General features: G+C 72.0%; 18 protein-coding genes. 8 read left to right on the plus strand and 10 right to left on the minus strand.

Going from position 1 to position 23,932, the window contains the following annotated elements; genetic code table 11:
- Positions 1-471 precede the first annotated feature (471 nt).
- Positions 472-906, minus strand: a complete 435-nt coding sequence (locus Sdi02f_RS36870; RefSeq protein WP_108933769.1) for a helix-turn-helix domain-containing protein — start codon at positions 904-906, stop codon at positions 472-474.
- Positions 907-1,200: 294 nt separating this feature from the next.
- Positions 1,201-3,252 carry a hypothetical protein gene (locus tag Sdi02f_RS17405; RefSeq protein WP_218030779.1) on the minus strand — a complete coding sequence of 684 codons (2,052 nt, stop codon included), beginning with the start codon at positions 3,250-3,252 and terminating at the stop codon, positions 1,201-1,203.
- Positions 3,253-4,217: 965 nt separating this feature from the next.
- Here Sdi02f_RS17405 and Sdi02f_RS17410 point away from each other — a divergent pair.
- The 3 genes from Sdi02f_RS17410 (at position 4,218) to Sdi02f_RS17420 (ending at position 6,049) form a co-directional block, all read left to right on the plus strand.
- On the plus strand, positions 4,218-4,724 hold the full coding sequence (locus tag Sdi02f_RS17410) for a hypothetical protein (protein ID WP_245962218.1): 507 nt from the start codon (positions 4,218-4,220) through the stop codon (positions 4,722-4,724).
- Between the two features lie 102 nt (positions 4,725-4,826).
- Positions 4,827-5,342 (plus strand): SLATT domain-containing protein, encoded by a 516-nt coding sequence (locus Sdi02f_RS17415; protein ID WP_108933621.1) that lies wholly within the window; start codon positions 4,827-4,829, stop codon positions 5,340-5,342.
- Positions 5,343-5,560: 218 nt separating this feature from the next.
- On the plus strand, positions 5,561-6,049 hold the full coding sequence (locus Sdi02f_RS17420; protein ID WP_030404639.1) for a cation:proton antiporter regulatory subunit: 489 nt from the start codon (positions 5,561-5,563) through the stop codon (positions 6,047-6,049).
- A 33-nt stretch (positions 6,050-6,082) separates the two neighbouring features.
- On the opposite strand, the gene Sdi02f_RS17425 is transcribed toward Sdi02f_RS17420, so the two are convergent.
- The 3 genes from Sdi02f_RS17425 to Sdi02f_RS17435 form a co-directional block, all read right to left on the minus strand.
- Complete coding sequence (locus tag Sdi02f_RS17425; RefSeq protein ID WP_108933622.1) at positions 6,083-7,309, minus strand: cation:proton antiporter; 1,227 nt, start codon at positions 7,307-7,309, stop codon at positions 6,083-6,085.
- 463 nt (positions 7,310-7,772) lie between these two features.
- A complete protein-coding gene (locus tag Sdi02f_RS17430; RefSeq protein ID WP_108933623.1) occupies positions 7,773-9,317 on the minus strand; it encodes a potassium/proton antiporter in 1,545 nt (514 codons plus the stop codon).
- 72 nt (positions 9,318-9,389) lie between these two features.
- Positions 9,390-9,680, minus strand: a complete 291-nt coding sequence (locus Sdi02f_RS17435) for a DUF3040 domain-containing protein (RefSeq protein WP_030404642.1) — start codon at positions 9,678-9,680, stop codon at positions 9,390-9,392.
- Positions 9,681-9,923: 243 nt separating this feature from the next.
- Here Sdi02f_RS17435 and Sdi02f_RS17440 point away from each other — a divergent pair, with 243 nt between their 5' ends.
- The 3 genes from Sdi02f_RS17440 (at position 9,924) to Sdi02f_RS17450 (ending at position 13,613) form a co-directional block, all read left to right on the plus strand.
- Positions 9,924-10,169, plus strand: coding sequence for a zinc-ribbon domain-containing protein (locus Sdi02f_RS17440; RefSeq protein WP_031087676.1), 246 nt, complete (start codon positions 9,924-9,926; stop codon positions 10,167-10,169).
- A 102-nt stretch (positions 10,170-10,271) separates the two neighbouring features.
- Positions 10,272-11,354 (plus strand): PucR family transcriptional regulator, encoded by a 1,083-nt coding sequence (locus tag Sdi02f_RS17445; protein ID WP_108933624.1) that lies wholly within the window; start codon positions 10,272-10,274, stop codon positions 11,352-11,354.
- 324 nt (positions 11,355-11,678) lie between these two features.
- On the plus strand, positions 11,679-13,613 hold the full coding sequence (locus tag Sdi02f_RS17450) for an NAD-binding protein (RefSeq protein WP_108933625.1): 1,935 nt from the start codon (positions 11,679-11,681) through the stop codon (positions 13,611-13,613).
- A 249-nt stretch (positions 13,614-13,862) separates the two neighbouring features.
- Here Sdi02f_RS17450 and Sdi02f_RS17455 read toward each other — a convergent pair whose 3' ends face one another.
- Positions 13,863-15,740, minus strand: coding sequence for a S9 family peptidase (locus tag Sdi02f_RS17455; protein WP_435605215.1), 1,878 nt, complete (start codon positions 15,738-15,740; stop codon positions 13,863-13,865).
- A gap of 143 nt (positions 15,741-15,883) precedes the next feature.
- Between Sdi02f_RS17455 and Sdi02f_RS17460 the strand changes: the two genes are divergently transcribed.
- Positions 15,884-16,756: an SURF1 family protein gene (locus tag Sdi02f_RS17460; protein WP_174843366.1), complete on the plus strand. Its 873-nt coding sequence runs from the start codon at positions 15,884-15,886 to the stop codon at positions 16,754-16,756.
- Positions 16,757-16,765: 9 nt separating this feature from the next.
- On the opposite strand, the gene Sdi02f_RS17465 is transcribed toward Sdi02f_RS17460, so the two are convergent.
- The 4 genes from Sdi02f_RS17465 to Sdi02f_RS17480 all read right to left on the minus strand — a co-directional run bounded on the left by Sdi02f_RS17465 (position 16,766) and on the right by Sdi02f_RS17480 (position 21,430).
- On the minus strand, positions 16,766-17,980 hold the full coding sequence (locus Sdi02f_RS17465; RefSeq protein ID WP_234319743.1) for a hypothetical protein: 1,215 nt from the start codon (positions 17,978-17,980) through the stop codon (positions 16,766-16,768).
- Positions 17,977-18,549, minus strand: coding sequence for a SigE family RNA polymerase sigma factor (locus Sdi02f_RS17470; RefSeq protein WP_030401374.1), 573 nt, complete (start codon positions 18,547-18,549; stop codon positions 17,977-17,979). Before Sdi02f_RS17470 ends, Sdi02f_RS17465 begins: the two co-directional genes overlap by 4 nt.
- A gap of 518 nt (positions 18,550-19,067) precedes the next feature.
- Positions 19,068-20,153: an aspartate-semialdehyde dehydrogenase gene (locus Sdi02f_RS17475; RefSeq protein ID WP_030401375.1), complete on the minus strand. Its 1,086-nt coding sequence runs from the start codon at positions 20,151-20,153 to the stop codon at positions 19,068-19,070.
- The gene (locus Sdi02f_RS17480; RefSeq protein WP_030401376.1) at positions 20,153-21,430 is read right to left on the minus strand and encodes an aspartate kinase; all 1,278 of its coding nucleotides are present in this window, start codon (positions 21,428-21,430) and stop codon (positions 20,153-20,155) included. The genes Sdi02f_RS17475 and Sdi02f_RS17480 overlap by 1 nt, the downstream gene beginning before the upstream one ends.
- 301 nt (positions 21,431-21,731) lie before the next feature.
- Between Sdi02f_RS17480 and Sdi02f_RS17485 the strand changes: the two genes are divergently transcribed.
- Positions 21,732-23,918 carry an FG-GAP-like repeat-containing protein gene (locus tag Sdi02f_RS17485; protein WP_108933627.1) on the plus strand — a complete coding sequence of 729 codons (2,187 nt, stop codon included), beginning with the start codon at positions 21,732-21,734 and terminating at the stop codon, positions 23,916-23,918.
- Positions 23,919-23,932: the final 14 nt, after the last annotated feature.

The raw sequence follows: 23,932 nt of genomic DNA on the forward strand, positions 1-23,932 counted from the left end.
GCACCAATCGCGCCGAGCTCGTAGCCGAGGGTGGCCGCGGTAGCGGGCCTGCCGCCCAGCCTCATGTCGTCTTCTCGGCGGAGAGCCGCCATCAACGGGTGCACCCGCAATGCCTGGTTCGGAGGAAGCGACACCGAGCCCAAGCAGGACAGTAAGGGTCGACTCAGGATGCGGCGCGTGAGGGAACGACTCTGCGTGGAGAACCTGGGGGAGGCCGCTGCCGAGAACGTCGCCTTGGAGATGAGCCCGTCGGCGAGGGCAACAATCCGGACGCATTCGATGCCCTGACCGCTGGCGGCATCCCACCCAAGTCCTTCGTGGACTTTCCCCTTACTCTCGACCTGGAGACCGCTCGTCAGGGGACGATCGTGCACCAGTAAACCGAATCCGGCAGGCCGTGCGCGGAGGAACAGACGATCTCCTGGACATAGGCCGTAGCGAGCCCAGGGCTCCTCGGCTGCGGGTTTGGTGTCAGCGCACGGAGCGGAGGTAGCGCTGCACGGTTCGCCTGGAGCAACCAAGCGCTTGCGCGATGTCGTTGACTCTCCATCCGTCTCGGCCCAGACGGATGACCGTGTGAGCACGGTCCGGCAAGGGCGTTGCCCCATTGGGAAGCCGGAGCCTTGCCGCGATGCGGTCGCGGTCTGCCGGGCCGAGGCCGCCGTACCAACCGTGACGGGTTTCCGGGTCCTCCGCGCGCAACGCGAGGGCGAGGCACTCCAAGCGCCCCCCGCAGCCAACGCATACGGCCAAGGGGCCCTCGGCGGGCCGCTCCCCGTCCTCCGGATGATAGAGATTCACGTCCTCGTCCCTGCATGCCGCAGGGACTGGGTTCCGGTGCTGAGGCGATTGGATCAGATCGCGAAGCTCCTGTTCGCGGCCGACGAGAAAGTGCAGGCTGTCCATCGGGGGCTCCAGCCCGTGGCCATGTCCGGTCCACAGTGAATAGCCAGGGTGAGCTGGGAACTGCCCGGCGCACCCACTTGATGTCTTCCGGGTCACGCCCGGTGTGACGGCAAGCGGCAGCGGATTGCGGTTTCGGCCCCGAGGTGTACCGGCTTCCCAAGCTAAAGCCCGGAAAGCCGGCGTTGCCGCCCTCGCCCTGGTCGGGTGGGTGGGCCTCACCGTTCATCCGCGTCGCGGCTCCCGGCGCGCGGCCGGGTTTCTATGCCTATCCGGAGAACTCCGGGGGCGAGCGATTCAAACGACCTCGTCCTGAGGCGGCGAATCTTCATCGGTCGACTGACCGTCGAACTCGTCGTCCGATTCCTCGGCTTCCTCGTCGTCACGGTCCGCATCGAGGTCGTACGGGTCCTCGGCGATAATCCCGTGTCGCTGGACACTCCGCTGTTGCCAGACAGGCAGCTTGAATAGGACGTCCTGCAGGACGTTCCGCCACGCCTCACAGTCGGCTCGGTCGGCGCCCAGCGAATCGACAGCACGGGTCCCATCGTCGGACCTGACCGCCTCCACGACCTTGACCGCACCCTCGACCGCCTGGATCGAAGTGGCCAGGTCATGCAGAGCATTCCCGAGAATCTCAGCCGCGTTCCGAGGAGCCGGTGTGGGTGATGGACCTTCGCCGGCGGGTGGGAAGGTTCGGCGGAGGTCCGCGTCGGTGACGAGGATGTCGCGGCCGTCGTCGTTCTGAGTGACCCGTCCTGTCTCGTCCACCTTGCGGGTCCTGCGCCCCGCCGCAGAGTCGAGGAGCGTCTGCTTCAGCTGGTGCACACCGTGCTGGGTACTGCGCATACGGTCGATGACCTCGCCTGGGTGCCGCCGATCGGGTTGATCGTTGTTGCTTGAGCCACGGTCACCCGTGAGCTGGCCGTTGATCACCAGGGGATAGGCACTGCGGGCCGCGAGTTCCCGGGTTGCCGCGCCTGGCTCCCCCTTTGTCACCTCCTCAAGTGCGGCTTGGGCCAGCTCCTCCGTCCCACGGAAAGTGGCCTCCCAGTCCTTGGCCAGCTCACCCGGGAAGGCCGACTTCAGGTACTTCCGCATCCGTTCCCGCCTGCGGGAGTCCTCTTCCGAAACCGAGCGCATGACCAGAGAGGAAGCTACGTCGAGTAGCAGCTTGGTGGTGATGTTCTTGCGGGTGCTCTGTCCGGTGATGGCGACCCGCACAGCAGCGTGGATCGTCTGATTACGCTCGGCGAAGAGCCGGACAATTGCCGCCGCCCGGACGGACGGGTCGTCGTTGAATCCGGCCGCCATCGCCTGGTCGGGGGTCAGGGCACCGCGTAGCCAGTCGGCCTTGGCAGGAGTGATCAGTTTCCGTCGTTCGATCTCGTCCACCACTGCGTCGGCGAGGGCCTCGTTCTCTGCGGCTTCACCCCACGGCTTCGGGGAGTCGACGTGCCGAAGTGCGACCAACGACTTCACCGCGACTCCGAAGTCAGCGGTGGTGCCGTCATGCGGCTCGAAACCGACCAGCAGAAGCGCCGGAAGCCGTTCGCAACGCACGGTGACCGCCACCTCGGGGTCAACCTGTGCCGGGTCGCCTGCGGTCGTGATCGCCGCGTTGAGCTTGCGGATGTGGGAACGCAGCTTCGCCGTGTCCCGGAGGTACGGAACGTCGGCGGACCTGAGGTCGAGCAGGTCGTGGGCGCACGTCACTCGGCTCGACCCCTCGACCGTGACCGGAACCGTTACCCCGGGTGTGCTGTCCTCGTGTTGAAAAGCCGTCGCGGCCAGCCACACCTCTGTCATCACTCCCTGGTGACGGAGGGACTCGCGCCAATCGTTGTGGTCAAGCACGTACTCTTTGGCCAGTTGTGCCGCCCACGCTAGGTGTTCCTGGTTCGCGAGCCTCTGCACGAGTTCCGGGCGACTCCCTGACGCCGCGACGGGCTCGGCCATCGGACGGAAGCGCGTGCTCTCGCCAGTGCCGATCAGGTTCGAGGCCGGGTGCCGGCGCGACGGACCGATCCGCGGGTTTCGCGGGTCTGGGATGATATACCGCGCCCATACGTCAGCCCGGATGGCGAGGATCACGCCGCCGGGCACCCGCAGCCGCTCTGGGGACTCTGCCGCTCGGCGGGCAGCAGAGGGGTCGACGACAGCCTGCGCGAGGGCCAATGCGGCGGGCTCGCCCATGGTGAAGTGCTCGATGAGTTTGTCGGCAAGCTTCCGTGCTGCGGTCGCCAATGCAGGCAGGGGCAGCGCTTCGACAGGGCGGGGCAGTACGGTCTCGCCCGCGCCGGATGATGGCTCCATCAGGTGTTCTCCGATCTTCGTCCCGGGGTCCATCCAGGCACGCACCTGGACGCCGTGGTCGTCCAAGGAGATCGGTCACGCTGTTTCCCGTTCTCCCCCTCAGCTCGCCCGGGCAAGACCCGATGTGTCCGAGACGGCATCAGCACGCTCGACCGCACTTCCGAGACGTACCGGCTTCGACTGCCGGCGTTGCCGCCCACCGCCCACATGGCGAAGGTGAGGAGCTTGAGCCCGCTGATGTGACTGCCCAAAAAACGCTAGCAGCAGGGGTGACACCCCCTCAGAATTTCTCGTTTCCATACCGGTTGGGCGCACAATTGTGGTAGGTGGTTTTCGCGGGAACAGGGCTTCTTTGCCGCGGCTCATGACGACAGCGAGGTCCCACCGAGTGGTGTGGTCTTGCGGATCCCGCCGGCCCGGATGCCCTGTAGCCGATCGGCGCGGCCGAGCGACCATGGCAGCTTTGTGAGCCGGCCAGAGCGGCGCCCTCAATGGTGATCTGAGCCAGTTGGTCGAGTGCCATGGCGCCAAGTCTTCGTGTGAGCTGATACGGCGGGTCAGACGGACTCGGCGGCCGTTGGCTGATGCCCCGCTGGGAGCCACCTGGGAGCCGACCCGCTCCCCGAGCCTCTTCAAGACCACCCGAGACCACCGCACCCTAACGCCCTGACCAGGAAAAACAGCAAACAAGCCGGTGTCGATCACGCCCGAACCTCATTCGGGACGAAGAGGTCGTGGGTTCAAATCCCGCCACCCCGACAGAGACAGCAGGTCAAGGGCCTGATCCTCAGTGAGGATCGGGTCCTTTCTGTGTCTCCGGGTATTCTCCGTCGGCCAAAGGGACCACCAGCCGACGGAGAGCGGGGAGAGATGTGACCCTTCGACGGCAGCTCAGGAAGCTCTTGCGCGAGGTGGGAGAGGGCGGTCGGACCGGCAGGGGCCCAGGGTCGCCGGGCGCACCGGGGGCGTCCTTCACGACCGAGGTCCCGTGGCCGTCGTTGTGGAAGTTCGCGCAGTTCGCCTACGTCGCCGAGCAGTATGGATACCGCTACTCGGGCCTGGACCCGGAGCTGCGGGATTCCGATACCCCGTTCTTCGTCTTCCGGGCGCTGCCGGACGCGCGTGAGCGGGCCGCGGTGACGAGGGCGCGGTTTCCCGGCGCCCTCGCAGGTGGCCGGCTGCCGGGTATGCGGGCCTGGCCCGTGCCCGTGCTGACGTTGCCGGAGGCACGGGGCGAGGTGAGGCTGTTGCACGCCCGGATCGCCTTCGACTACTTCGGTGCGCTGGGGCGGCAGCGTCTGCGTCCGTGGCTCGTCGGGATTCCGGTGGTACTGCTGTTCTTTCTGCTGGTGAACGGCGAACTGCACGTGAGAGGACTGACTGTCGCGGCCGGTGCCGCCGCGGCGCTGTTCCTGGTTCTGGCCGCTTCCCGGATCTTCGTGCGGCGTCGCCTGGCGACACACCAGCGGCTGCTCGAGCGGTCTGGTGTCCGTTGGCCCCCGTGACCGGGACCTGAGGTGGTGGATGCTGCCGCGGCTAGGATCCGGGGCCTGAGGCGGCGGACCGGTGAGGAGCAACAAGCGGGCGAGCAGCAGAAGTTCACCGGTATGCGGCCGATGGAACCGCCCCCGGCCGGCGCGGACGCCCTCGGAGTGACCACCCACTACCTGCATCACTTCCGCAAGGAATACACGCGCACACGCGAGCTGATGAAGAAGAAGGCCCGGCGGACCACCGTGGGCATCGCAGCCCTCAACGGGCTCATCGCCGTGCTCGGTGTGGCGGTCGCAGCCTGGCGGGACTACGCCGCCTGGCTCGGGTTGGCGAGCACGGCCGTGGCCGGCGTCGTCAGTGTGCTCTCGGCGTGGAGCGGCCTCATGCGCCACCACGAACTGTGGCAGCAGCGGAGCCTGATACTCGCCGAACTCCAGCGCATCATAAGGAATGTGGAGCGTCGGGAGGCCTCGGGCGACGACCGGCAGGTCATCGCGCGGGAAGCGATGGAACTGCTCGACACGACGCTGAGCCAGGACGCCGGCAACTGGGGCAGTCTGAGCCGGACACCCCTGGCCGCAGTCCAGTACCAGCCCTTCCAGCCGCCCGGCGAGCGTGCGCCGGAATGACACCGGCCCACCGTTGCGCCTCCGAGTGGACGAGGCGGGTGAGGCGCGTCCGCGGCACTCCGTCACCTCATCAGTCTCGTCGTGACGCCGGACACGGAGGGCGGCACGGCGTAAGAGAGGCGTCAGGGAGTGGAACGGAGTGAAGGTGTCCGGGCCGGCAGGGCCTAAGGTGTCCCGGGTTGCCGGAAGGACTGGCCTGGGCAGACAGGGAGGCGGCCGTGGGTGCTGCGCGGACGAGCAGGACGCCGTTGCCGGGGATAGGGGTGCGCTACGACCTGGTCACCCGCGAACGGCGGCGGCTGTCGGTGGTCGCGGAGCGGGACGGGGTGCGGACGCTGAGCGCGTACCGCAAGAACGGTCCCGACGACGACCCCGCGCTGTCGGTACGGCTGGACGCCCAGGAGGCGGCCCTGGTCGTCGACGCGCTCAGGCCCGCCCACCACAGCCCGAGTCTGCTGTCGACGACCGAGCTGGGCCTGGTCGCCGAGCGCGTCGGGCTTTCGGCGTCGTCGTACTGGAACGGGCGCCTGCTGGGCGACACCTGCACCCGGACCGAGACCGGTGTGTCCATCGTCGCGGTGCTGCGGCGGACCGAGGCGCTGCCGTCGCCGGGGCCGGACTTCCGGCTGGCCGGGGGTGACACGCTGATCGTGATCGGTACACGGGAGGGCGTCGACGCGGCCGCGGAGATCCTCGGGCGGGAGTGAGGCACCGGCCCGCAGCCCTGCCGGCCGCCGCGGTCATGCGTTGGCGTGCGTCGACTCCGGGGTCGTGGGCTCGGGTGCCGTCGCGTCCCGCGCGGCCGCCGTCCCGCCGGGGCCGCGGGTGAGGCGGCGGGCGAAGGGCTCGGTGAAGCGGGCCGTGAGGGGGCCGAGGACGACGAGGATGAGCACGTACGCCGTCGCCAGCGGGCCGAGGCGGGGTTCGACGCCCACCGCGAGCCCGGCGATGACGATCGAGAACTCGCCCCGCGCCACCAGTGTGCCGCCCGCCCTCCAGCGGCCACCGCCCCGCAGACCGGCGCGGTGCGCGGCGTACCAGCCGGTCGCGACCTTGGTGAGGGCGGTGACGGCGGCAAGGATCAGGGCCGGGACGAGGACCGGCGGGATGTCGGCCGGGTTGGTGGACAGGCCGAAGAAGACGAAGAAGACGGCGGCGAACAGGTCCCGCAGCGGGGTGAGGAGGCTGCTGGCGCCCTCGGCGACCTCGCCGGACAGGGCGATGCCGACGAGGAAGGCGCCGACCGCGGCGGAGACCTGGAGTTCCTGCGCGAGGCCCGCCACGACGAGGGTGAGGCCGAGGACCACCAGCAGGAGGGTTTCCGCGCTGTCGGAGGAGACCGCGCGGCTGATCAGCCGGCCGTGGCGCAGGGCGAGGTAGAGGACGGCGCCGACGGTGCCCAGGGAGATCAGCAGCGTGACCGCTCCGCCGGCCAGGCTGACACCGGCGAGCAGGGCCGTGAGGATCGGCAGGTAGACGGCCATGGCGAGGTCCTCGATGACGAGGACGCCGAGGATGACCGGGGTCTCGCGGTTGCCGAGCCGGCCCAGGTCGCCGAGGACCTTGGCGATCACCCCGGAGGAGGAGATCCAGGTGACGCCCGCGAGCGCGACGGCGGCCACCGGGCCCCAGCCGAGGATCAGTGCCGCCACGGCGCCGGGTACGGCGTTCAGTACGAAGTCGACGGCGCCGGAGGGGTATTGGGTCTTGAGGTTGGTGACCAGTTCGGAGGCGCTGTACTCCAGGCCGAGCAGGAGCAGCAGCAGGATGACGCCGATCTCCGCGCCCGTGGCGGTGAACTCCTCGCTGGCCTGCAGGGGCAGGATGCCGCCGTGGCCGAAGGCGAGGCCGGCCAGCAGGTAGAGGGGGATGGGCGAGAAGCCCATGCGGCCGGCGATGCGGCCGAGGATCCCGAGAGCGAGGATGATCGCTCCCAGTTCGATGAGCACGGCGGTCGTGTTGTGCACGGGCGGATGTCCCTCCGGGGCGGGTCGGTGGCGGGGGGCGTGCGGGGTCTGCGGCGCGAGAGGCGAGTGCGGTGCGTGGGCGCGGGTGCGGTTGTGGTGCGGGGCGGAGGCGGTGCGGGTGGTCCGGTGGCGGTGCGGGGTGGTGCGCTGCCCGGCGGTGCGGGTTCCTTCCCCAGTGCCTGAACGGTCTGGGGGGACCTCCACCGCCCACCCGTGCCGTCCCGGCGGCACGACTGCCCGCGGCTACGCAGCCTTGTGACGTGCCTCGGCTGCAGAGGGCGCGGCGAGGGGCGTCAGAATTCGGGGACGCTGTCTCGGGCCGCGTTGTCGATGCGTGCGGTGCGCACGGCTCCCGTGGGGCCGGCGGGAATGACGGTCGGGGTCGCTCGGTGCATCGCGCGTACCCCCCGTCTCCTCGAACTGCCGCACGGTCACGGCTCGGTAAAGAAGTTTACCGCATCACTTATTGGGCATTCTGGCGCTTTCTCGGGTGAACCGGGAGCAAATTCTCCGACTCCGGAGCACCGGGCTCGCCCAGCCAGCGGGCCAGTCTGCCGCGGCGGCCGACGGCGCGCAGGCGGCGTTCGGCGGCCTCGCGGACCTGGGGCGCGGTGATGAGCAGCAGTTCGTCACCGGCGCGCAGCACGGTCTCCCGGTCGGGTACGAGGGTGGCGCCGTCGCGCACGACCAGGCTGACCACCGTCGGGTGCGGCAGCCGCAGTTCGGCGACGGTGACGCCGTGCAGCTTCGAGCCCGGCGGTACGGACACGGTGAGCAGGTCGGCGTCCAGCAGGTCGAGCGGGGCGGACTCGACCTGGAGCTCGCGCAGCGTGTCCGGACGGGTCACGCCCGTCCACCGGGCGACCGCGGGCAGCGTGGGCCCCTGGAGCAGGGTGAACAGGACGACGAGCACGAACACGATGTTCAGGGCGTCGCGCGCACCGGTCACTCCGGCCACGACGGGGAAGGTCGTGAGCACGATGGGGACCGCGCCGCGCAGACCGGCCCAGGAGATGAAGACCTGCTCGCGCCAGGGCACCCGGAAGGGCAGCAGGCACAGGAGGACCGACACGGGCCGGGCGACCAGGAGCAGGACCAGGCCGACGACCAGGGCCGGGAGGATCGCCGAGGGCAGTTCGGTCGGGTCGACGAGCAGGCCGAGCATGACGAACAGGCCGATCTGGGCCAGCCAGCCGACGCCCTCGGAGAAGGAGCGGGTGGCCGCGCGGTGGGGCAGCTTGGCGTTGCCGAGGACCAGACCGGACAGGTAGGCGGCGATGATGCCGCTGGCGCCCAGCGCTCCGGCGGCGGCGAAGGCGATGACGCCGAAGCCGACCGTGGCCAGCGGGTACAGACCGGTCGCGGGCAGGGCGATGTGCCGCAGCGCCGCGACGCCCAGGCGGCCGATCACCACGCCCAGGACGCCGCCGACCACGAGCTGGAAGAGCAGGTTGCCCACGACGGGCAGCGGGCCGGGCAGGCCGGCGGTGGTGGAGAAGAGCAGGACCAGGATGATGGTCGGCGCGTCGTTGAAGCCGGACTCGGCCTCCACCAGCACGCTCACCTTCTGCGGCAGCGGCAGGGCGCGCAGGACGGAGAAGACGGCGGCGGCGTCGGTGGAGGAGACGATCGCGCCGATCAGCAGGGCCAGCCGCCAGTCGATCCCCAGCAGCCAGTGCGCGCCCGCCGCGGTCACCACGACGGAGATCGCCACGCCCACCGTGGCCAGCACCCCGGCGGGGGCGAGCAGCCGCCGTACGTCGCTCCACTGCGTGGTCAGGCCGCCCTCGACCAGGATGAGCGCGAGGGCGGCGGCGCCCAGCGCCTGGGCCAGTTGGGCGTCGTCGAACCGCAGGCCGAGGCCGTCCTCGCCCGCGACGAGGCCGACGCACAGGAACAGCAGCAGGCTGGGCAGGCCGATGCGGTGGGCGGCGCGGGCGGCGGCGATGCTCGCCAGCAGCACCGTGCCGCCGATCAGCAGCATGACGTACAGCTCGGACAGGGTCATCGGACGGGCTCCGTGCCGTACGCGCCCGCGCCCGGGGTCACCTCCGCCTCGGCCGCGCTGCCCCCGCCGGGGTCAGGACCCGGACGGCGGGCACCGTCTCGCGCGGACGCGTCGGTGCGGGTCGAACAGTTCACCGGCGACGCCGGCGAAGACGAGCCCGGCGGCGATGAGCAGCCCGTGGGCCATGAAGACGCCCGTGGCCAGCGCGCCGAGCGCGAGGCAGAGCAGCAGCCAGGCCCGGTGGTACCGGTACTCGCGCGGGCGCAGGGGGCGGCCGTCGGTGAAGGACCGGACGAACTCGGGGTCCTCGCGGTGCAGCCGGGTCTCGATCTCGGTGAGTCTGCGGTCGTCGGACAGGGACATGAGGTCCTCCTCCCGCCGCGGGGCCCTGCGAAGGCGACGCGGTCAGCGGGGCGGGCCATGTGCTCTCCTTGCGGTGCTGGTCGTCCCGGTCACACCGGGACGAGGCCGCCGGGTAAGGGGAGTGGCCTCCAGGCTCGCCCGTACGGGGCCGTCCGGGCCATACGGGGCGGCACCCAAATACCGCAGCGTGCAACCTGTAGGAAACGCGGGCGCCCCGCGGGGCCTACCGGAAGGACCCGGCTCGTGATCGTTTTCGGCACCAAGGGCTACCTCTACCAGCTCGCGATGCTGTCGCTGGTGTGCGGCCGGTGCGGCAATCCCGCCGCGCACGCGCTCAGGAAGCGCGTCAGGAAGTTCACGCTCTTCTTCGTGCCGCTGTTCCCCGTCTCCACCACGTACGCGACGCAGTGCACCTTCTGCGGCGCCGAGCAGCGGGTGACCCCGGAACAGGCCCGGCGGCTCCAGGCGCAGGAGGCCGGCGGAGGCTAGCGGCTGACCCCTGCCGCGCGCGTTGCCGGTTTCCGGCAGTGTTGACTACCCTCTCGTTGCCGGACTCCGCGCACGGGGCGTGAACGGCAGGGGAGGCACGGGGTGACGGACCTGCAGACGGACCAGCGGGAGACGTACCTGACCGGGTACGCCGAGATCCTGGCGGGGGTCGCCGACACGGGGCGCCGGCTGACCCGGGACGAGCTGGAGGAGCGGCGGCTCTTCGGTGAGCAGGCCGCGGAGGCGGGACACAGCCTGCGCAGCCTCGTACGGCTGCATCTGGACGCCACGCGCGCGTCCTGGCCCGGCGGCGGCCCGACGGGGTCGGGTTCCGACGTCGCCGCGAGCGTGCTCGCCGCCGTCGCGCAGGCCGTCGACGCCTTCGCCGAGGGGTACGAGCGCGCCCAGCGGCTCGCCGTGCGCCAGGAGGAGGCCGCGCGGCGGGAGTTCATCGACGACCTGCTCTACGGGCGCAGCGACCTGGGCCGCCTCGCCGAGCGGGCCGAGCGGTTCGGGCTCGTCCTCTCCCGCGCGCACGCCGTCGCGGTGGCCGAGGGCCCCGACGCGTACGACGACACCGCACCGGTCACCCGGATCGTGGAGACCGCGCTCAACTCCCGCTTCGGCGACCGGCGTGTCCTGATCACCACCAAGAACGGTCAGTTGATCTGCATCGCCCCCGGCGACCAGGACGACGTCCTGGCCTTCTTCGCCAAGCAGGCCTACGCCGCCACGGACGGCAGCCGCGTCGCGATCGGGCGCCCCCAGAGCGGTGCGGGCGGCGTGGTGCACAGCTACGAGGAGGCGCTCAGCACCCTCGAACTCGCCGAGCGGCTGGGCCTGGACGAGCCCGTGGTGCGCGCCGCCGACATGCTCGTCTACCCGGTCCTCGCCCGGGACCGGCAGGCGATGGCCGACCTGGTGCTCAGTGTGCTGGGTCCACTGCGCGAGGCCCGCGGCGGCGCCGAACCGCTGCTGCGGACCCTGGAGGTGTACTTCGACGCCGGCTGCACCGCCGCCGAGGCCGCCCGGCGGCTCTCGCTCAGTGTGCGGGCTCTCACCTACCGGCTGGACCGCATCCACCAGCTCACCGGGGCGGACGCCTCCGACCCGGTGCACCGCTACACGCTGCAGACCGCGGTCATCGGCGCCCGGCTGCTGGGCTGGCCCGCGCAGGAGATCTAGCCCCCGCCCCACCCCCCGCGGGGCCGGCCCGGCACTCACCGAAGACCAGCGACGCGACGGGCGGCACGCCCCCGCGGCACCCCCCGTGCCGCCGTGCCTCCCCCGGCCCGCCCGTCACTGTGCTTCGGTGAGACCGATCGTCACACGGGGCTCCGCCACGCGTCACTGCCGCGTTCCGGCAACCTTCGGGCGTCTTCCATGCCGTCCTCGATCTCTTCCGGCGAGCCCGGAACCGCGGCGGGTACCGGTACTGTCCTTCCTCAAATGGGGACTCATACGGGGAGCGTTCCGAACCAGGTTCCGCAGGGCGACGGCTACGCGCACATGGTGGTGTGCGGCGACGACGGGCTGGCGCACCGCCTGGCCGCCGAACTGCGCGGCGTCTACCGCGAGCAGGTCACCCTCGTCGTCCCGCCCTCCGGGCGCCGGGTGCGTCAGCCGGTGGTCGGCCGGGCCCGCGCGGCGTCGGCGGCACTGCTCGACATGGTCAACGCGGCCGTCAACCGCTCGGGCAACGGCGACCAGGGCGGCGCCGACCGTGAGCTGGAGGCCACCGAGCCGACCGAGGACGTGCTCGCGGACGCCGGGGTCGAACGGGCCACCGCGCTGGCCCTCGTGTACGACGACGACGAGACCAACATCCGCGCCGCGCTGACCGCCCGCCGGCTCAACCCCCGTCTGCGACTGGTCCTGCGTCTGTACAACCGGCGTCTGGGCCAGCACATCGAGGAACTCCTCGACCAGAGCGCCGCGTTGGCGACCCGGGACGGTTCCGGCTCCGGTCCCGGCGGCGATCCCGACGCCGGGGCCTGGTCCGGGTCCGGGTCCGGGTCCACGACGGTGCTGTCCGACGCCGACACCGCCGCGCCCGCGCTGGCGGCCACCGCCCTGGTCGGCACCAGCAAGATCGTCGACACGGACGGCATCCTGCTGCGCGCCGTCGAACGGCACCCGCCCGCGCCCGGCGAGGTGGCCGACCCGGGACTGTGCACCCTCGCGCTGCTCTCCGCGACCAGCAACGACCCCGCCGGCACGGACGGTTCGGAGGACAGCGGCGAGCAGGGACCCCAACTCCTGCCCGACGCCGCGGCGGTGGAGGCCGCCACCGGGCGCGGGACCGTGGTCCTGGAACAGGTGTCGTACTCCGGGCCGCCGCTGCCCGCCGGGCGGGCCGGTGTGCCCGCCTTCGGCGAGCTGTTCTCGCGCCGGCTGCGGTGGTCCCTGGCAGGTCTGGCGGCGTGCGTGGTGGCGCTCGCGGTGGCGCTGATGGTGGTCACCGGCGACCATCCGCTGCACGCCACGTACGTGACGCTGCTCGACCTCTTCTCCATCAACGAGCCCGCGCACAACGACGACGTCGGGCGCCAGATCCTCCAGCTTCTCTCCGGCTTCGTCGGACTGCTGCTGCTGCCGGTCCTGCTGGCGGCCGTGCTGGAGGCCCTCGGCACCTTCCGCACCGCGTCCTCCCTGCGCAAGCCGCCGCGCGGGCTGGGCGGGCACGTCGTCCTGCTGGGACTCGGCAAGATCGGCACGCGCGTCCTGACCCGGCTGCGGGAGATGGACATCCCCGTGGTGTGCGTCGAGGCCGACCCCGAGGCACGCGGGATGGCGACGGCGCGGCGGCTGCGGGTGCCGGTGGTGCTCGGGGACGTCACCCAGGAAGGCGTCCTGGAGGCCGCGAAGATCCACCGGGCGCACTCGCTGCTCGCACTGACCAGTGTGGACACGACCAACCTGGAGGCGGTGCTGTACGCGCGTTCCGTACGGTCGCGGCTGCGGGTGGTGCTGCGGCTGTACGACGACGACTTCGCGACCGCCGTGTACCGGACCCTGCGTGCCGCGCACCCCCGGGCGCTGACCCGGAGCCGGAGCGTGACGCACCTGGCGGCACCGTCCTTCGCCGGGGCGATGATGGGCCGCCAGATCCTGGGAGCGATCCCTGTCGAGCGGCGGGTGCTGCTGTTCGCGGCGGTGGAGGTGGCGGGGCATCCGCAGCTGGAGGGGAAGACGGTGGGGGAGGCGTTTCGGGCGGGGGCCTGGCGGGTGCTGGCGCTCGAGGTGGCCGACGGTGCGTCTGGTGGGGGACGTGCGGGGAGCGGTGGGTCGGTGGGGAGCAGTGGGTCGGTGGGGTCTCGGTTGGTGTGGGAGTTGCCCGACACGTATGTCCTCCGGGGGGTGGACCGGGTGGTGCTGGCGGCTACGCGGAGGGGGTTGGCGGAGCTGCTGGGGCGGCGGGCGCGGCACGGGTCGGGCGTGTAGGGGCGCTGCCCCTACGACCCCGCCAGGGGGCTCCGCCCCCTGGACCCCCGGCCCATGCCCACCCACCACCCGACTCGGTCGGCCGAGAAACCACCCCGAAGACCGGCTCGGCCCCCGAGAAGGCGCCCCAACCCGACTCGGGGCCAAGTAGCACCCCTGGCCCCGGCTCAGGCGCCCATGCGGCGCGCCCGGGGCCGGGCCCGGCGCCCGAGGGACGGGGCACGGAGTGGGGGCCGGGGGGCGGGAGGGCTAGTTCTGGGGGAGGTGTCTGCTGGCGAAGTCCAGTTCCAGGGCGACCTGTTTGATGCGTTCGTCGACGACCAGGGAACCGTGGCCCGCGTCGTAGCGGTAGACCTCGTGGACGGCGCCCCTGGCCTTCAGGCGGTCCACGTAGTTCTCCACCTGGCGGATCGGGCAGCGGGGGTCGTTGACGCCGGCGGAGATGTACACCGGGGCCTTGACGTCGTCGACGTAGGTCAGCGGGGAGGACGCCTCGAAGCGCTCGGGGACCTCCTCGGGGGTGCCGCCCAGCAGGGTGCGGTCGAGGGCCTTGAGGCCCTCCATCTCGTCGTGGTACGCCGTGACGTAGTCCGCGACCGGCACGGCCGCGATGCCGAGCGTCCACGCCTCGGGCTGGGTGCCGATGCCGAGCAGCGTGAGGTAACCGCCCCAGGAGCCGCCGGTGAGGATCAGGCGCTCGGGGTCCGCGAGGCCCGAGGTCACCGCCCATTCGCGGACCGCGGCGATGTCCTCCAGCTCGATGAGGCCCACCCGGTGCTTGAGGGCGTCGGTCCAGGCGCGGCCGTACCCGGTGGAGCCCCGGTAGTTGACGCGGACCACCGCGTACCCGTGGTCCACCCAGGCGGCCGGGCCCGCGGCGAAGGCGTCGCTGTCGTGCCAGGTCGGGCCGCCGTGGATGTCGAAGACCGTCGGGAGCGGACCGGCCGCCCCCGCCGGCTTCTGGACCAAGGCGTGGATGCGGCCTCCGGGCCCGTCCACCCACACGTCCTCCACCGGGACCGAGCCCGGCGACTTCAGGCCGGGCGGGTCCAGGACGACGCGCCCGGTGGTGGAGCGGACCGCCGACGGCTCGGCGGCCGAGGACCACAGGTACTCCACGGTCCCGTCGGGACGGGCCGTGGCCCCGGAGACGGTGCCCGCGGGGGTGTCGATCCGGGTCAGCTCGCGCTCGGCGAAGTCGTAGTGGAACAGCTCGCTGCGGGCCTCGAAGCCGTGCACGATCAGCAGGCCGGAGCCGTCCGGATACCACTCGGCGCTGACGTCGCCGGGCAGCTCCAGGGCGAGGTCGGTCTGCTCGCCCGTCGCCACGTCCCACACCAGGGGCTCCCAGCGGCCCCGGCGCTGGTGGCCGATGAGCAGGCGGGTGTCGCCGTCGACCGGCGCGAAGCCCAGGACCTCCAGGCCCAGCTCCTTCCGGCCGCCCTCGGTGTCGTCCAGCTCGGCGACCTTGCTGCCGTCGCGGCGCAGGACGCGCAGCGCCGAGTGCATCGCGTCGCCGTGCTCGGTGTGCTCGATCGCGATCAGGGAGCCGTCGTGGGAGAGGTCGCCGACGCCCGCCGACTCGCGGTGCCGGTAGATCTCCGCCGGGGGCTCGCCCGCGTGCGCGAGGTGGATGGTCGTACCGTCCTCGTCCGTCGAGCGGCCGATCACCGCCGTGCGCCCGTCCCGGCCGAGGGCGAGGCCCGCCGGGTAGGAGGGGTCCAGGCCGGGCACGGCCGGCTCGTCCGCGCCGCCCGCGAAGGGCTGGCGCCGCCAGACGCCGAACTCGTCGCCGTCCTTGTCGTCGAACCACCAGATCCACTCGCCGTCGGGCGCGAGCACGCCGTCCGTCGTGCCGTTGGGCCGGTCCGTGACCTGGCGCTGCTCGCCGCTCGCGCGGTCCCAGGCGTACAGCTCGTACGTCCCCGTCGCGTTCGACACGAACAGGGAGCGGTCCGGGGCGTCCTCGGCCCAGTCGGGCAGCGACACCCTCGGCGCCCGGAACCGCTTCTCCCAGTCGGGCATCTGCCCGTCCCGCCCGCGCCGCCCGTCCGCGGCCCGCTCGTCCCCGTCCACGTCCACGGCCGCGTCCACGTCCGGCGGAACGGGCTTGTTGCTCTCAGTCATGGCCCCATACTGCCCCGACCGGGCGACACCGCGCAGAAGAGATCCCCAGCCTGTGGACAACCTCCTCCGCCCGCCCGTCTTCCCCCCACGTTTTCCACAGCCCCGCTGCGGGGCCGCGCGGCACGCACCGTACCGTGGTAGGCGTGTACCGGTTTCTGCTGACGCCCCGATGGTGGGGGATCAACGTCTTCGTCGTCCTGGCCATCCCCTTCTGCATCTTCATGGGTTCCTGGCAGCTCGGCCGGTTCGAGGACCGGGTGCAGGACCACGAGACCGCCACCACCCAGCAGGAGTCCGGCCGCCGGGAGGCGGCGCGCCCGCTGACCGAGCTGCTGCCCGTGGACAAGGCGACGGTCGGCAAGCAGGCCACCGTCACCGGCCGGTACGACGATCAGTTCCTGGTCCCCGAGCGGAAGCTGGACGACCGCACGGGCTTCTACGTCCTGACCCTCCTGCGCACCGACGGCGGCGAGGCGCTGCCCGTCGTGCGCGGCTGGCTGCCCGGCGAGCCCGACCCGGCCAGGGCCCCGGCCCCGCCCGCCGGCCAGGTCACCGTCACCGGATCGCTCCAGGCCGCCGAGTCCCCCGGCAGCAACGGCGTCAGCGGGCGCTCGGGATGGCCCGACGGGCAGACCGGCTCGATCAGCGCGGCGACCCTGCTGAACCTGGTGCCGTACGACGTGTACGACGCGTGGGTCACGCTGAACGAGGGCGACTCCGGGATGCGGGCCGTACCGGTGAGCGCGCCCCAGAACACGGGCCTCGACCTGAAGGCCTTCCAGAACCTCGGCTACACCGCCGAGTGGTTCGCCTTCGTCGGCTTCGTGATCTTCATGTGGTTCCGGCTGCTGCGCCGCGAGCTCGAACTCGCCCGCGACGCGGAGCTGGGCCTGGCCCCCGAGGACGAGCAGCCGGACGAGCGGCGGGACGGGGAGAACGGGCAGAACGGGCAGAACGGGGAGAACGGCGGGAGCGGGGACAAGGCCGACGGGGCCAAGGCAGGTCTCGTCTCCTGACCCCCGGGGCTAGGCCACCGAGTCCGCCAGCAGCCCCGTCCAGTACACGGTCCCGGTACACGCGTTGGACACCGTGGCCGTCGCGGAACCGGAGCCGCCCTCGGGGGTGTACGTCACCGACACGCTTCCCTCGGCCGGGCCGTCCGCGGTGACCAGCTGGGGCGCGGGCCCCGCCTCGCCGCCGCCCCCCGCGGCGCCGCCGCCCGAAGCGGCCGTGTCGTCGGTGGGCGAAGGGGCGGGCGTGGGTCCGCCGGTGCCGCCGCCCGTGGGCCCGCCGGTCGTGGGACAGGTCTCCGAGGGCACCCAAGCGAACCGCACCTCGTACGCGGCGCCCGCGGCCAGGGTCAGCGAGGGCGCCTCCAGCGACGGGTCGGGCAGCCCGGCCGCGGCGTCCCCGGCGGCGTGCCGGGCGGTGCCGACCCGGCCGGCGTCCGCGGCGCCCAGCGAGGCGGTGACCACGCTGCCCGGGCCCGTGACCGTACAGGCGCCCGAGGAGACGTTGGTGACCCGGAAGGAGCCGTAGACCACGCCCGTGGAGTCGGGGGCCGCGCTGCCGGCGACGGCCGGGTCGAGCGAGCCCGGCGCGCAGGCGGGCACGTCGGCGGGGCTGCTGGCGCTGGGGACGTCCGTGGGGGACGAGCCCGTCGCGGCGCCGCTCTTCTCGCCGCCCGGCGTCTCCTTGGGACCGGCCTTGTCCTTGCCCTCCGGGGCGTTGCCGGAACCGGCGACGCCGCTCTGGCCGCCGGCCGGGTCCTTGCCCTGGGAGGCGCCGCCCTGGGCCTGAGAGGCGTTGCCGGCGACGGACGGGTCGGCTCCCGCGCCGGTGGAGCGGGAGACGTGCACGAGGGCCGGGACCGCCGTGCCGAGGAAGAGGACGGCGGCGGCCGCGCCGACGGCGGCCTGGCGCCTGCGGGCCCGCCGGGCGGGCACGGCACGCCGCAGGTGCTCCAGGGTGCCCTCGCTCGGCTCGATCTCGCCGACCGCCCGCCGCATCATCGCGCGCAGGGCGGCGGCCTCGTCGGTGGCCGGCCCGTCGGGTCCCCCGGCGTGGGGGTCCTGCTCGGCGGGGCCGTGGTTCACAGTTCCGTTCCCAGCGTGTGTCTGTTCCTGCTGCTCCCGCCCGTCCGGACCGGCGGGCGCGTCGTGCCCCTGGGGGGCTTCGTGTCCCCCGGCGGCATCGTGTCCCTCGTGGCCGTCCGGGCGTGCGTCGTTGCCGTCGCTCATGCCGGTGCCTCCATGGCCACCCTGAGCGCCGCGATCCCGCGCGAGCCGTACGCCTTGACCGAGCCCAGGGATATGCCGAGCGTCTCGGCGACCTGGGCCTCCGTCATGTCGGCGAAGTAGCGCAGGACCAGGACCTCGCGCTGCCGGCGCTGCAGTCCCTTCATCGCCTTGATCAGGGAGTCCCGTTCCAACTGGTCGTAGGCGCCCTCCTCCGCGCTCGCCATGTCCGGCATCGGCTTGGACAGGAGCTTGAGGCCGAGGATGCGGCGGCGCAGCGCCGAGCGGGAGAGGTTGACGACCGTCTGGCGCAGGTACGCCAAGGTCTTCTCCGGGTCCCGGACGCGTTTGCGCGCCGAGTGGACGCGGATGAAGGCCTCCTGGACCACGTCCTCGCAGGAGGCGGTGTCGTCGAGGAGGAGGGCGGCGAGGCCGAGCAGCGAGCGGTAGTGCGCCCGGTAGGTCTCGGTGAGGTGGTCGACGGTGGTGCCCGCCGCGACCTCCTCGGCGCCGTCGCGCTCGTTCGTCATGCGGGCCGGCCGCGCTGCGGGCATGGGCGCGATCACCGGCATGCCACCGGCCGGACCGGCCACACGGGGACGGACGGGCCGGGCGGGCGGGACGGGCGGGCGCAGCGCCGCTCCCCGTACCCCTGCGGTGAATTCGAGAACCTCTGCCACGCCAGTTGGACACGTCCACCCCCGTGAGGGTTGTACGTGCCGGACGTCACGTTCCCGCGCGCGCCGGTCCACCGCCCGGACAGTCTCCCGGGCAGCCACCCGCCTGACGGTGCGTCATAGGCCCTCATCGTCCGCTCTTCCCCTATGTCCCGTGTGAACGGGCGTCCCCACGCCCGTCCCCGGCGTCCCCACGCCGGACCACGCGCCCCCGCGCCCCGAAGGGGCGACCGCAAAGACGCTCCCCGCCGCTCGCGCGGTTGCGGAGGGCGGGGAGGAAATCCTCTGACGGCACGGGTGCCGGGTACAAGTAGTCCGGACCAACTTCCGGATCACATCTCGTCCAGGGATCCTACAAACGAAACCCACAACGGCCAGGGCTTTTGCCCCAACGATCCATAGGTGACCGTCGGTCAGGCGAACTCGGCCGCCACCAGTTCCGCGATCTGAGCGGTGTTCAGCGCGGCGCCCTTGCGCAGGTTGTCCCCGCAGACGAAGAGTTCGAGCGCGGTCGGGTCGTCCAGGGCCCGGCGCACCCGGCCCACCCAGGTCGGGTCGGTGCCGACCACGTCGGCGGGCGTGGGGAACTCCCCCGCGGCCGGGTCGTCGAACAGCACGACGCCGGGCGCGGTGGCCAGGATCTCCCGGGCGCCCTCGACGCTGACGTCACCCTCGAAGCGGGCGTGCACGGTCAGGGAGTGCGTGGTCACGACGGGGACCCGTACGCAGGTCACGGCGACCGGCAGGTGCGGCAGCCCGAGGATCTTGCGGGACTCGTCCCGCACCTTCATCTCCTCCGAGGACCAGCCGTCCTCCCGCAGGGACCCGGCCCACGGTACGACGTTCAGCGCGACCGGCTCCGGGAACGGCCCGGTGTCGTCGCCGACGGCCCGCCGCAGGTCGCCGGGGTGGGTCCCCAGCTCGGTCCCGGCCACCAGCGACATCTGCCGGCGCAGCGTCTCCACGCCGTCCCGCCCGGCCCCGCTGACCGCCTGGTACGAGGAGACGACCAGCTCGCGCAGCCCGAACTCGGCGTGCAGCGCGCCCAGCGCCACGATCATGGACAGCGTCGTGCAGTTCGGGTTGGCGACGATCCCGCGCGGCCGCATCCGCACCGCGTGCGGATTGACCTCGGGCACGACGAGCGGCACGTCCGGGTCCATCCGGAACGCGCCCGAGTTGTCGACGACCACCGCGCCCTTGGCGGCGGCGAGGGGCGCCCACTGGGCGGCGACCTCGTCGGGCACGTCGAACATCGCGACGTCGACGCCGTCGAAGGCCTCTTCGGACAGTGCGACGACCTCGGCCTCCTCCCCGCGCACGGCCAGCTTGCGGCCGGCCGAGCGCGGGGAGGCGATCAGGCGGATGTCGCCCCAGACGTCCGCGTGCTGGGACAGGATCTGGAGCATGACCGAGCCGACGGCACCGGTGGCGCCCACGACGGCGAGCGTGGGCCTGCCGGTACGGCCGTCCCGGCCACGGTCCTGCGTGCCGGACATCAGCGTCCGGTGCCTCCGTAGACGACGGCCTCGTCACTGTCGGAATCGAGCCCGAAGGCGGTGTGCACGGCGCGCACGGCCTCGTTCACGTCGTCCTTGCGGGTGACGACCGAGATGCGGATCTCGGAGGTCGAGATCAGCTCGATGTTCACCCCGGCGTCGGAGAGCGCGGTGAAGAAGTCGGCGGTGACACCGGGGTTGCTCTTCATGCCCGCGCCGACCAGCGAGATCTTGCCGATCTGGTCGTCGTAGCGCAGCGAGTCGAAGCCGATGCCCGGACGGTTGCGCTCCAGCGCGTCGATGGCCTTGCGGCCCTCGCTCTTGGGCAGCGTGAACGAGATGTCCGTCAGGCCCGTGGAGGCGGCGGACACGTTCTGCACGACCATGTCGATGTTGACCTGGGCGTCGGCGATGGCGCGGAAGATCGCGGCCGCCTCGCCCGGCTTGTCGGGCACCCCGACAACCGTGACCTTGGCCTCGGAGGTGTCGTGCGCGACTCCGGAGATGAGGGCCTGCTCCACGTGCTTTTCCCCTTGCTTGATCGGCTCGCTGCTGACCCACGTGCCCTGCAGTCCGCTGAAGCTGGACCGCACGTGGATCGGGATGTTGTACCGGCGGGCGTACTCCACGCAACGGTGGAGCAGCACCTTGGAGCCGGAGGCAGCGAGCTCCAGCATGTCCTCGAAGGAGATCCAGTCGATCTTCTTCGCCTTCGGCACCACGCGCGGGTCGGCGGTGAACACGCCGTCGACGTCGGTGTAGATCTCGCAGACGTCCGCGTCGAGCGCGGCGGCGAGGGCGACGGCCGTGGTGTCGGAGCCGCCGCGGCCCAGCGTGGTGATGTCCTTGCTGTCCTGGCTGACGCCCTGGAAGCCGGCCACGATGGCGACGTTGCCCTCGTCCACCGAGGTGCGGATGCGCCCCGGCGTGACGTCGATGATCCGGGCCTTGTTGTGGACCGAGTCGGTGATGACTCCGGCCTGGCTGCCGGTGAACGACTGGGCCTCGTGGCCCAGGTTTTTGATCGCCATGGCCAGCAGCGCCATGGAGATACGCTCTCCGGCGGTCAGCAGCATGTCGAGTTCACGTCCGGCAGGGATGGGGGAAACCTGCTCGGCGAGATCGATCAGCTCGTCCGTCGTGTCGCCCATCGCGGAAACGACGGCGACCACCTGGTTGCCGTTCTTCTTCGCTTCCACGATCCGCTTGGCGACGCGCTTGATGCCTTCGGCATCGGCTACGGAGGAGCCTCCGTACTTCTGCACGACAAGGCCCACGTGCGCTCCTCGCTCAATCCGTCTCTTTCCGCACGTACGTATATGTACTGCGGTCGGCTCATTTTACCGAGCGTCCGGATTTCCCCCCTGCGGTATCGCATGGTGAGACCCGGGTACTCGCTCAGGCTGGCTCATGCCCAGGGGGAGGCGGGTCACTCGGGAAAGTGCGGTGTGTCACACGTTCACAAGTGCCTTCCCGCCACGGGGAAAGGCGACTTGGTTGAACGTGCAACCCTTGGGCCCGGTGGTGAGTCTGAGGGCTGTGGCGCGCGGTGCGCCACGTCCGAGGAGGATCACCGCCTTGTCTCACGCACGCCCGTGGCGCGGACGACTCGCCGTCGCCGCTTCCGTCGTTCTCGCCACCGCCGTCGGCGCCGGGCTTCCGGCGCTTCCGGCCGCGGCGGCTCCGCCGGCCCGCCCGGCGGCCGTGACCGCCGCACCCGCCTTCCCCGTCGGCCACAAGATCGTGGCGGCGACCGCCTCCGGGTACCTGACCTGGGACAACATGAAGAACGACCGTGCCTGGGTCCGGGCCTCGGACGGCGCGGTGACCGATCTGGCGGACGGTCCCGCCCTGCAGGCCACCGGATACGGCGACCTCGCGGCCGTACTCCCCCGGCGCGACACGGCCGAAATGCGGGACCTGGCCACCGGACACAAGGTCTTCGAGGTCTCCCTCCTGCCCACCGCCGGGCTCGACTACGCGGGAGCGGCGGGCCGGGCCCTGTTCGTCACGGACCGGAGCACTCCCGCGGAGACCGTCCTGGTCATGCACACCAAGGACGGCGGGCGGGTCCCGGTCACCGGCCTCCCGGCCGACGCGGGGATCCTCAGGGTCTCGGCGGGCACGCCGACGCACGGCCTGGTCACGTACACCAGCGGCGGCAAGAAGTACTGGGGGCTGATCGACCTGGCCACCGGCGCCGTGACGGAGACCGGCCTGCGGGACGAGTCTTCGGGCAACGGCGACATCGCCGTCTCCACGGAGTACGTCGCGTGGGTCGAATACCGCTCGGAAGGGCCCCGCATCGTGGTCCGCACGCGCGCCACGGGCGAGGACCAGACCGTCGCCCTCGTGCGCGGAGCGACGGTCCGCGACATCGAGGTGGGCCTCCAGGGCGACCACCTGGTCTACGGCGACCCCGGCGGGCTCACCGACCCCTACACGAGCTCCCTGCACCCGCTGACCGCCCGCGACCTGAAGACCGGGGCCACCACGAGGCTGCTGGACCACCTCACCTCCGCCGCGACCTCCCCCGACGGCGTCCTCCACGTGCGCGGCGGCACCGTCGCCCAGGGCGAGGGCCTCTACCGCATCACCTCCGATGCCGACGGCACCCCGGTCGCGGCCATGGTCGCGAGCACCGGCGAACCGACCAAGCTCACGCTCGTCGGCCACAACGTCCCCCCGGTGATCGACCTCGACCGCGACGGCGGCCGGGTCAAGCTGCGCTGGACGCTGTCGCGGGACAACGCGGAACTGCGGGTGACGCTGCGCCACAAGAACACCGGGAAGACCGCGCAGGCGGTCTTCTACGGGCCCGAGCCGACGGACTTCACCTTCGACTGGCGGGGCGACGTCGAGCACGGGACGGCCGACGCGCCCAACGGCGACTACACGTGGGAGATCTCGGCCCTCCCGCGCAACGGCATCGGCCCGGCCCTGACCGCCTCCGGCTCCTTCAAGGCCGCCCGCGAGGCCGCGCCGCACGACTACACGGACAACGGCAGCCCGGACCTCCTGGCCCGCGACCCGTCGGGCCGCCTGTGGCTCACCGACTCGCACTTCCTCCCGCTGGACGGCCAACTGACCCGGGCCTCGGAACGCACACTCGTCGGCGGCGGCTGGAACGCCTACGACCGCATCGAGGCGGCCGGCAACCTCGGCGGCGCCGCCCACGGGGACCTGGTCGCCCGCGACAAGACCGGCGTCCTCTGGCTCTACCTGAGCAAGGGCGACGGCACCTTCGCCACCCGCAGCCGCATCGGCGGCGGCTGGAACACCTACGACAAGATCACCGCGGGCAGCGACCTCACCAACGACGGGCGGGCCGACCTCCTGGCCACCGACAAGAGCGGCGTCCTGTGGCTCTACAAGGGCACCGGCGACTGGCGGGCCCCCTTCGCCGCCCGCACCCGGGTCGGCGGCGGCTGGGGCGTCTACAACGACCTGACCGCCACGGGCGACATCGGCGGCGCCGCCACGGGTGACCTGGTCGCCCGCGACAAGGCGGGCGTCCTGTGGCTCTACCTCGGCAAGGGCGACGGCACCTTCGCGCCCCGCACGCGGATCGGCGGCGGCTGGAACACCTACCAGCATCTCGTCGGCATCGGTGACGCCAACCACGACGGACGCCCCGACCTGTACGCCTACGGCCCCGAGTACACGTACTACTACCCCGGCACCGGCGACTGGCGCGCGCCCTTCGCCGGCCGGAAGGCCGACGCCGTCCTCGACACGTACCCGGACCACACGGCCGTTTCCTGACCGCGGAGAAGCCC

Origin of the sequence: Streptomyces ardesiacus, from assembly GCF_003112575.1 — a bacterium.
Classification (GTDB): Bacteria; Actinomycetota; Actinomycetes; order Streptomycetales; family Streptomycetaceae; genus Streptomyces; species Streptomyces ardesiacus.

Coding starts and splice junctions, on each gene's coding strand:
- Sdi02f_RS17430 (WP_108933623.1), bottom strand. CDS start 9,317: ATGACCCTGTCCGAGCTGTACGTCATGCTGCTGATCGGCGGCACGGTG.
- Sdi02f_RS17450 (WP_108933625.1), top strand. CDS start 11,679: ATGGTGGTGTGCGGCGACGACGGGCTGGCGCACCGCCTGGCCGCCGAA.
- Sdi02f_RS17435 (WP_030404642.1), bottom strand. CDS start 9,680: ATGTCCCTGTCCGACGACCGCAGACTCACCGAGATCGAGACCCGGCTG.
- Sdi02f_RS17465 (WP_234319743.1), bottom strand. CDS start 17,980: ATGAGCGACGGCAACGACGCACGCCCGGACGGCCACGAGGGACACGAT.
- Sdi02f_RS17475 (WP_030401375.1), bottom strand. CDS start 20,153: ATGTCCGGCACGCAGGACCGTGGCCGGGACGGCCGTACCGGCAGGCCC.
- Sdi02f_RS17415 (WP_108933621.1), top strand. CDS start 4,827: ATGCGGCCGATGGAACCGCCCCCGGCCGGCGCGGACGCCCTCGGAGTG.
- Sdi02f_RS36870 (WP_108933769.1), bottom strand. CDS start 906: ATGGACAGCCTGCACTTTCTCGTCGGCCGCGAACAGGAGCTTCGCGAT.
- Sdi02f_RS17470 (WP_030401374.1), bottom strand. CDS start 18,549: ATGCCGGTGATCGCGCCCATGCCCGCAGCGCGGCCGGCCCGCATGACG.
- Sdi02f_RS17405 (WP_218030779.1), bottom strand. CDS start 3,252: ATGGACCCCGGGACGAAGATCGGAGAACACCTGATGGAGCCATCATCC.
- Sdi02f_RS17455 (WP_435605215.1), bottom strand. CDS start 15,740: ATGACTGAGAGCAACAAGCCCGTTCCGCCGGACGTGGACGCGGCCGTG.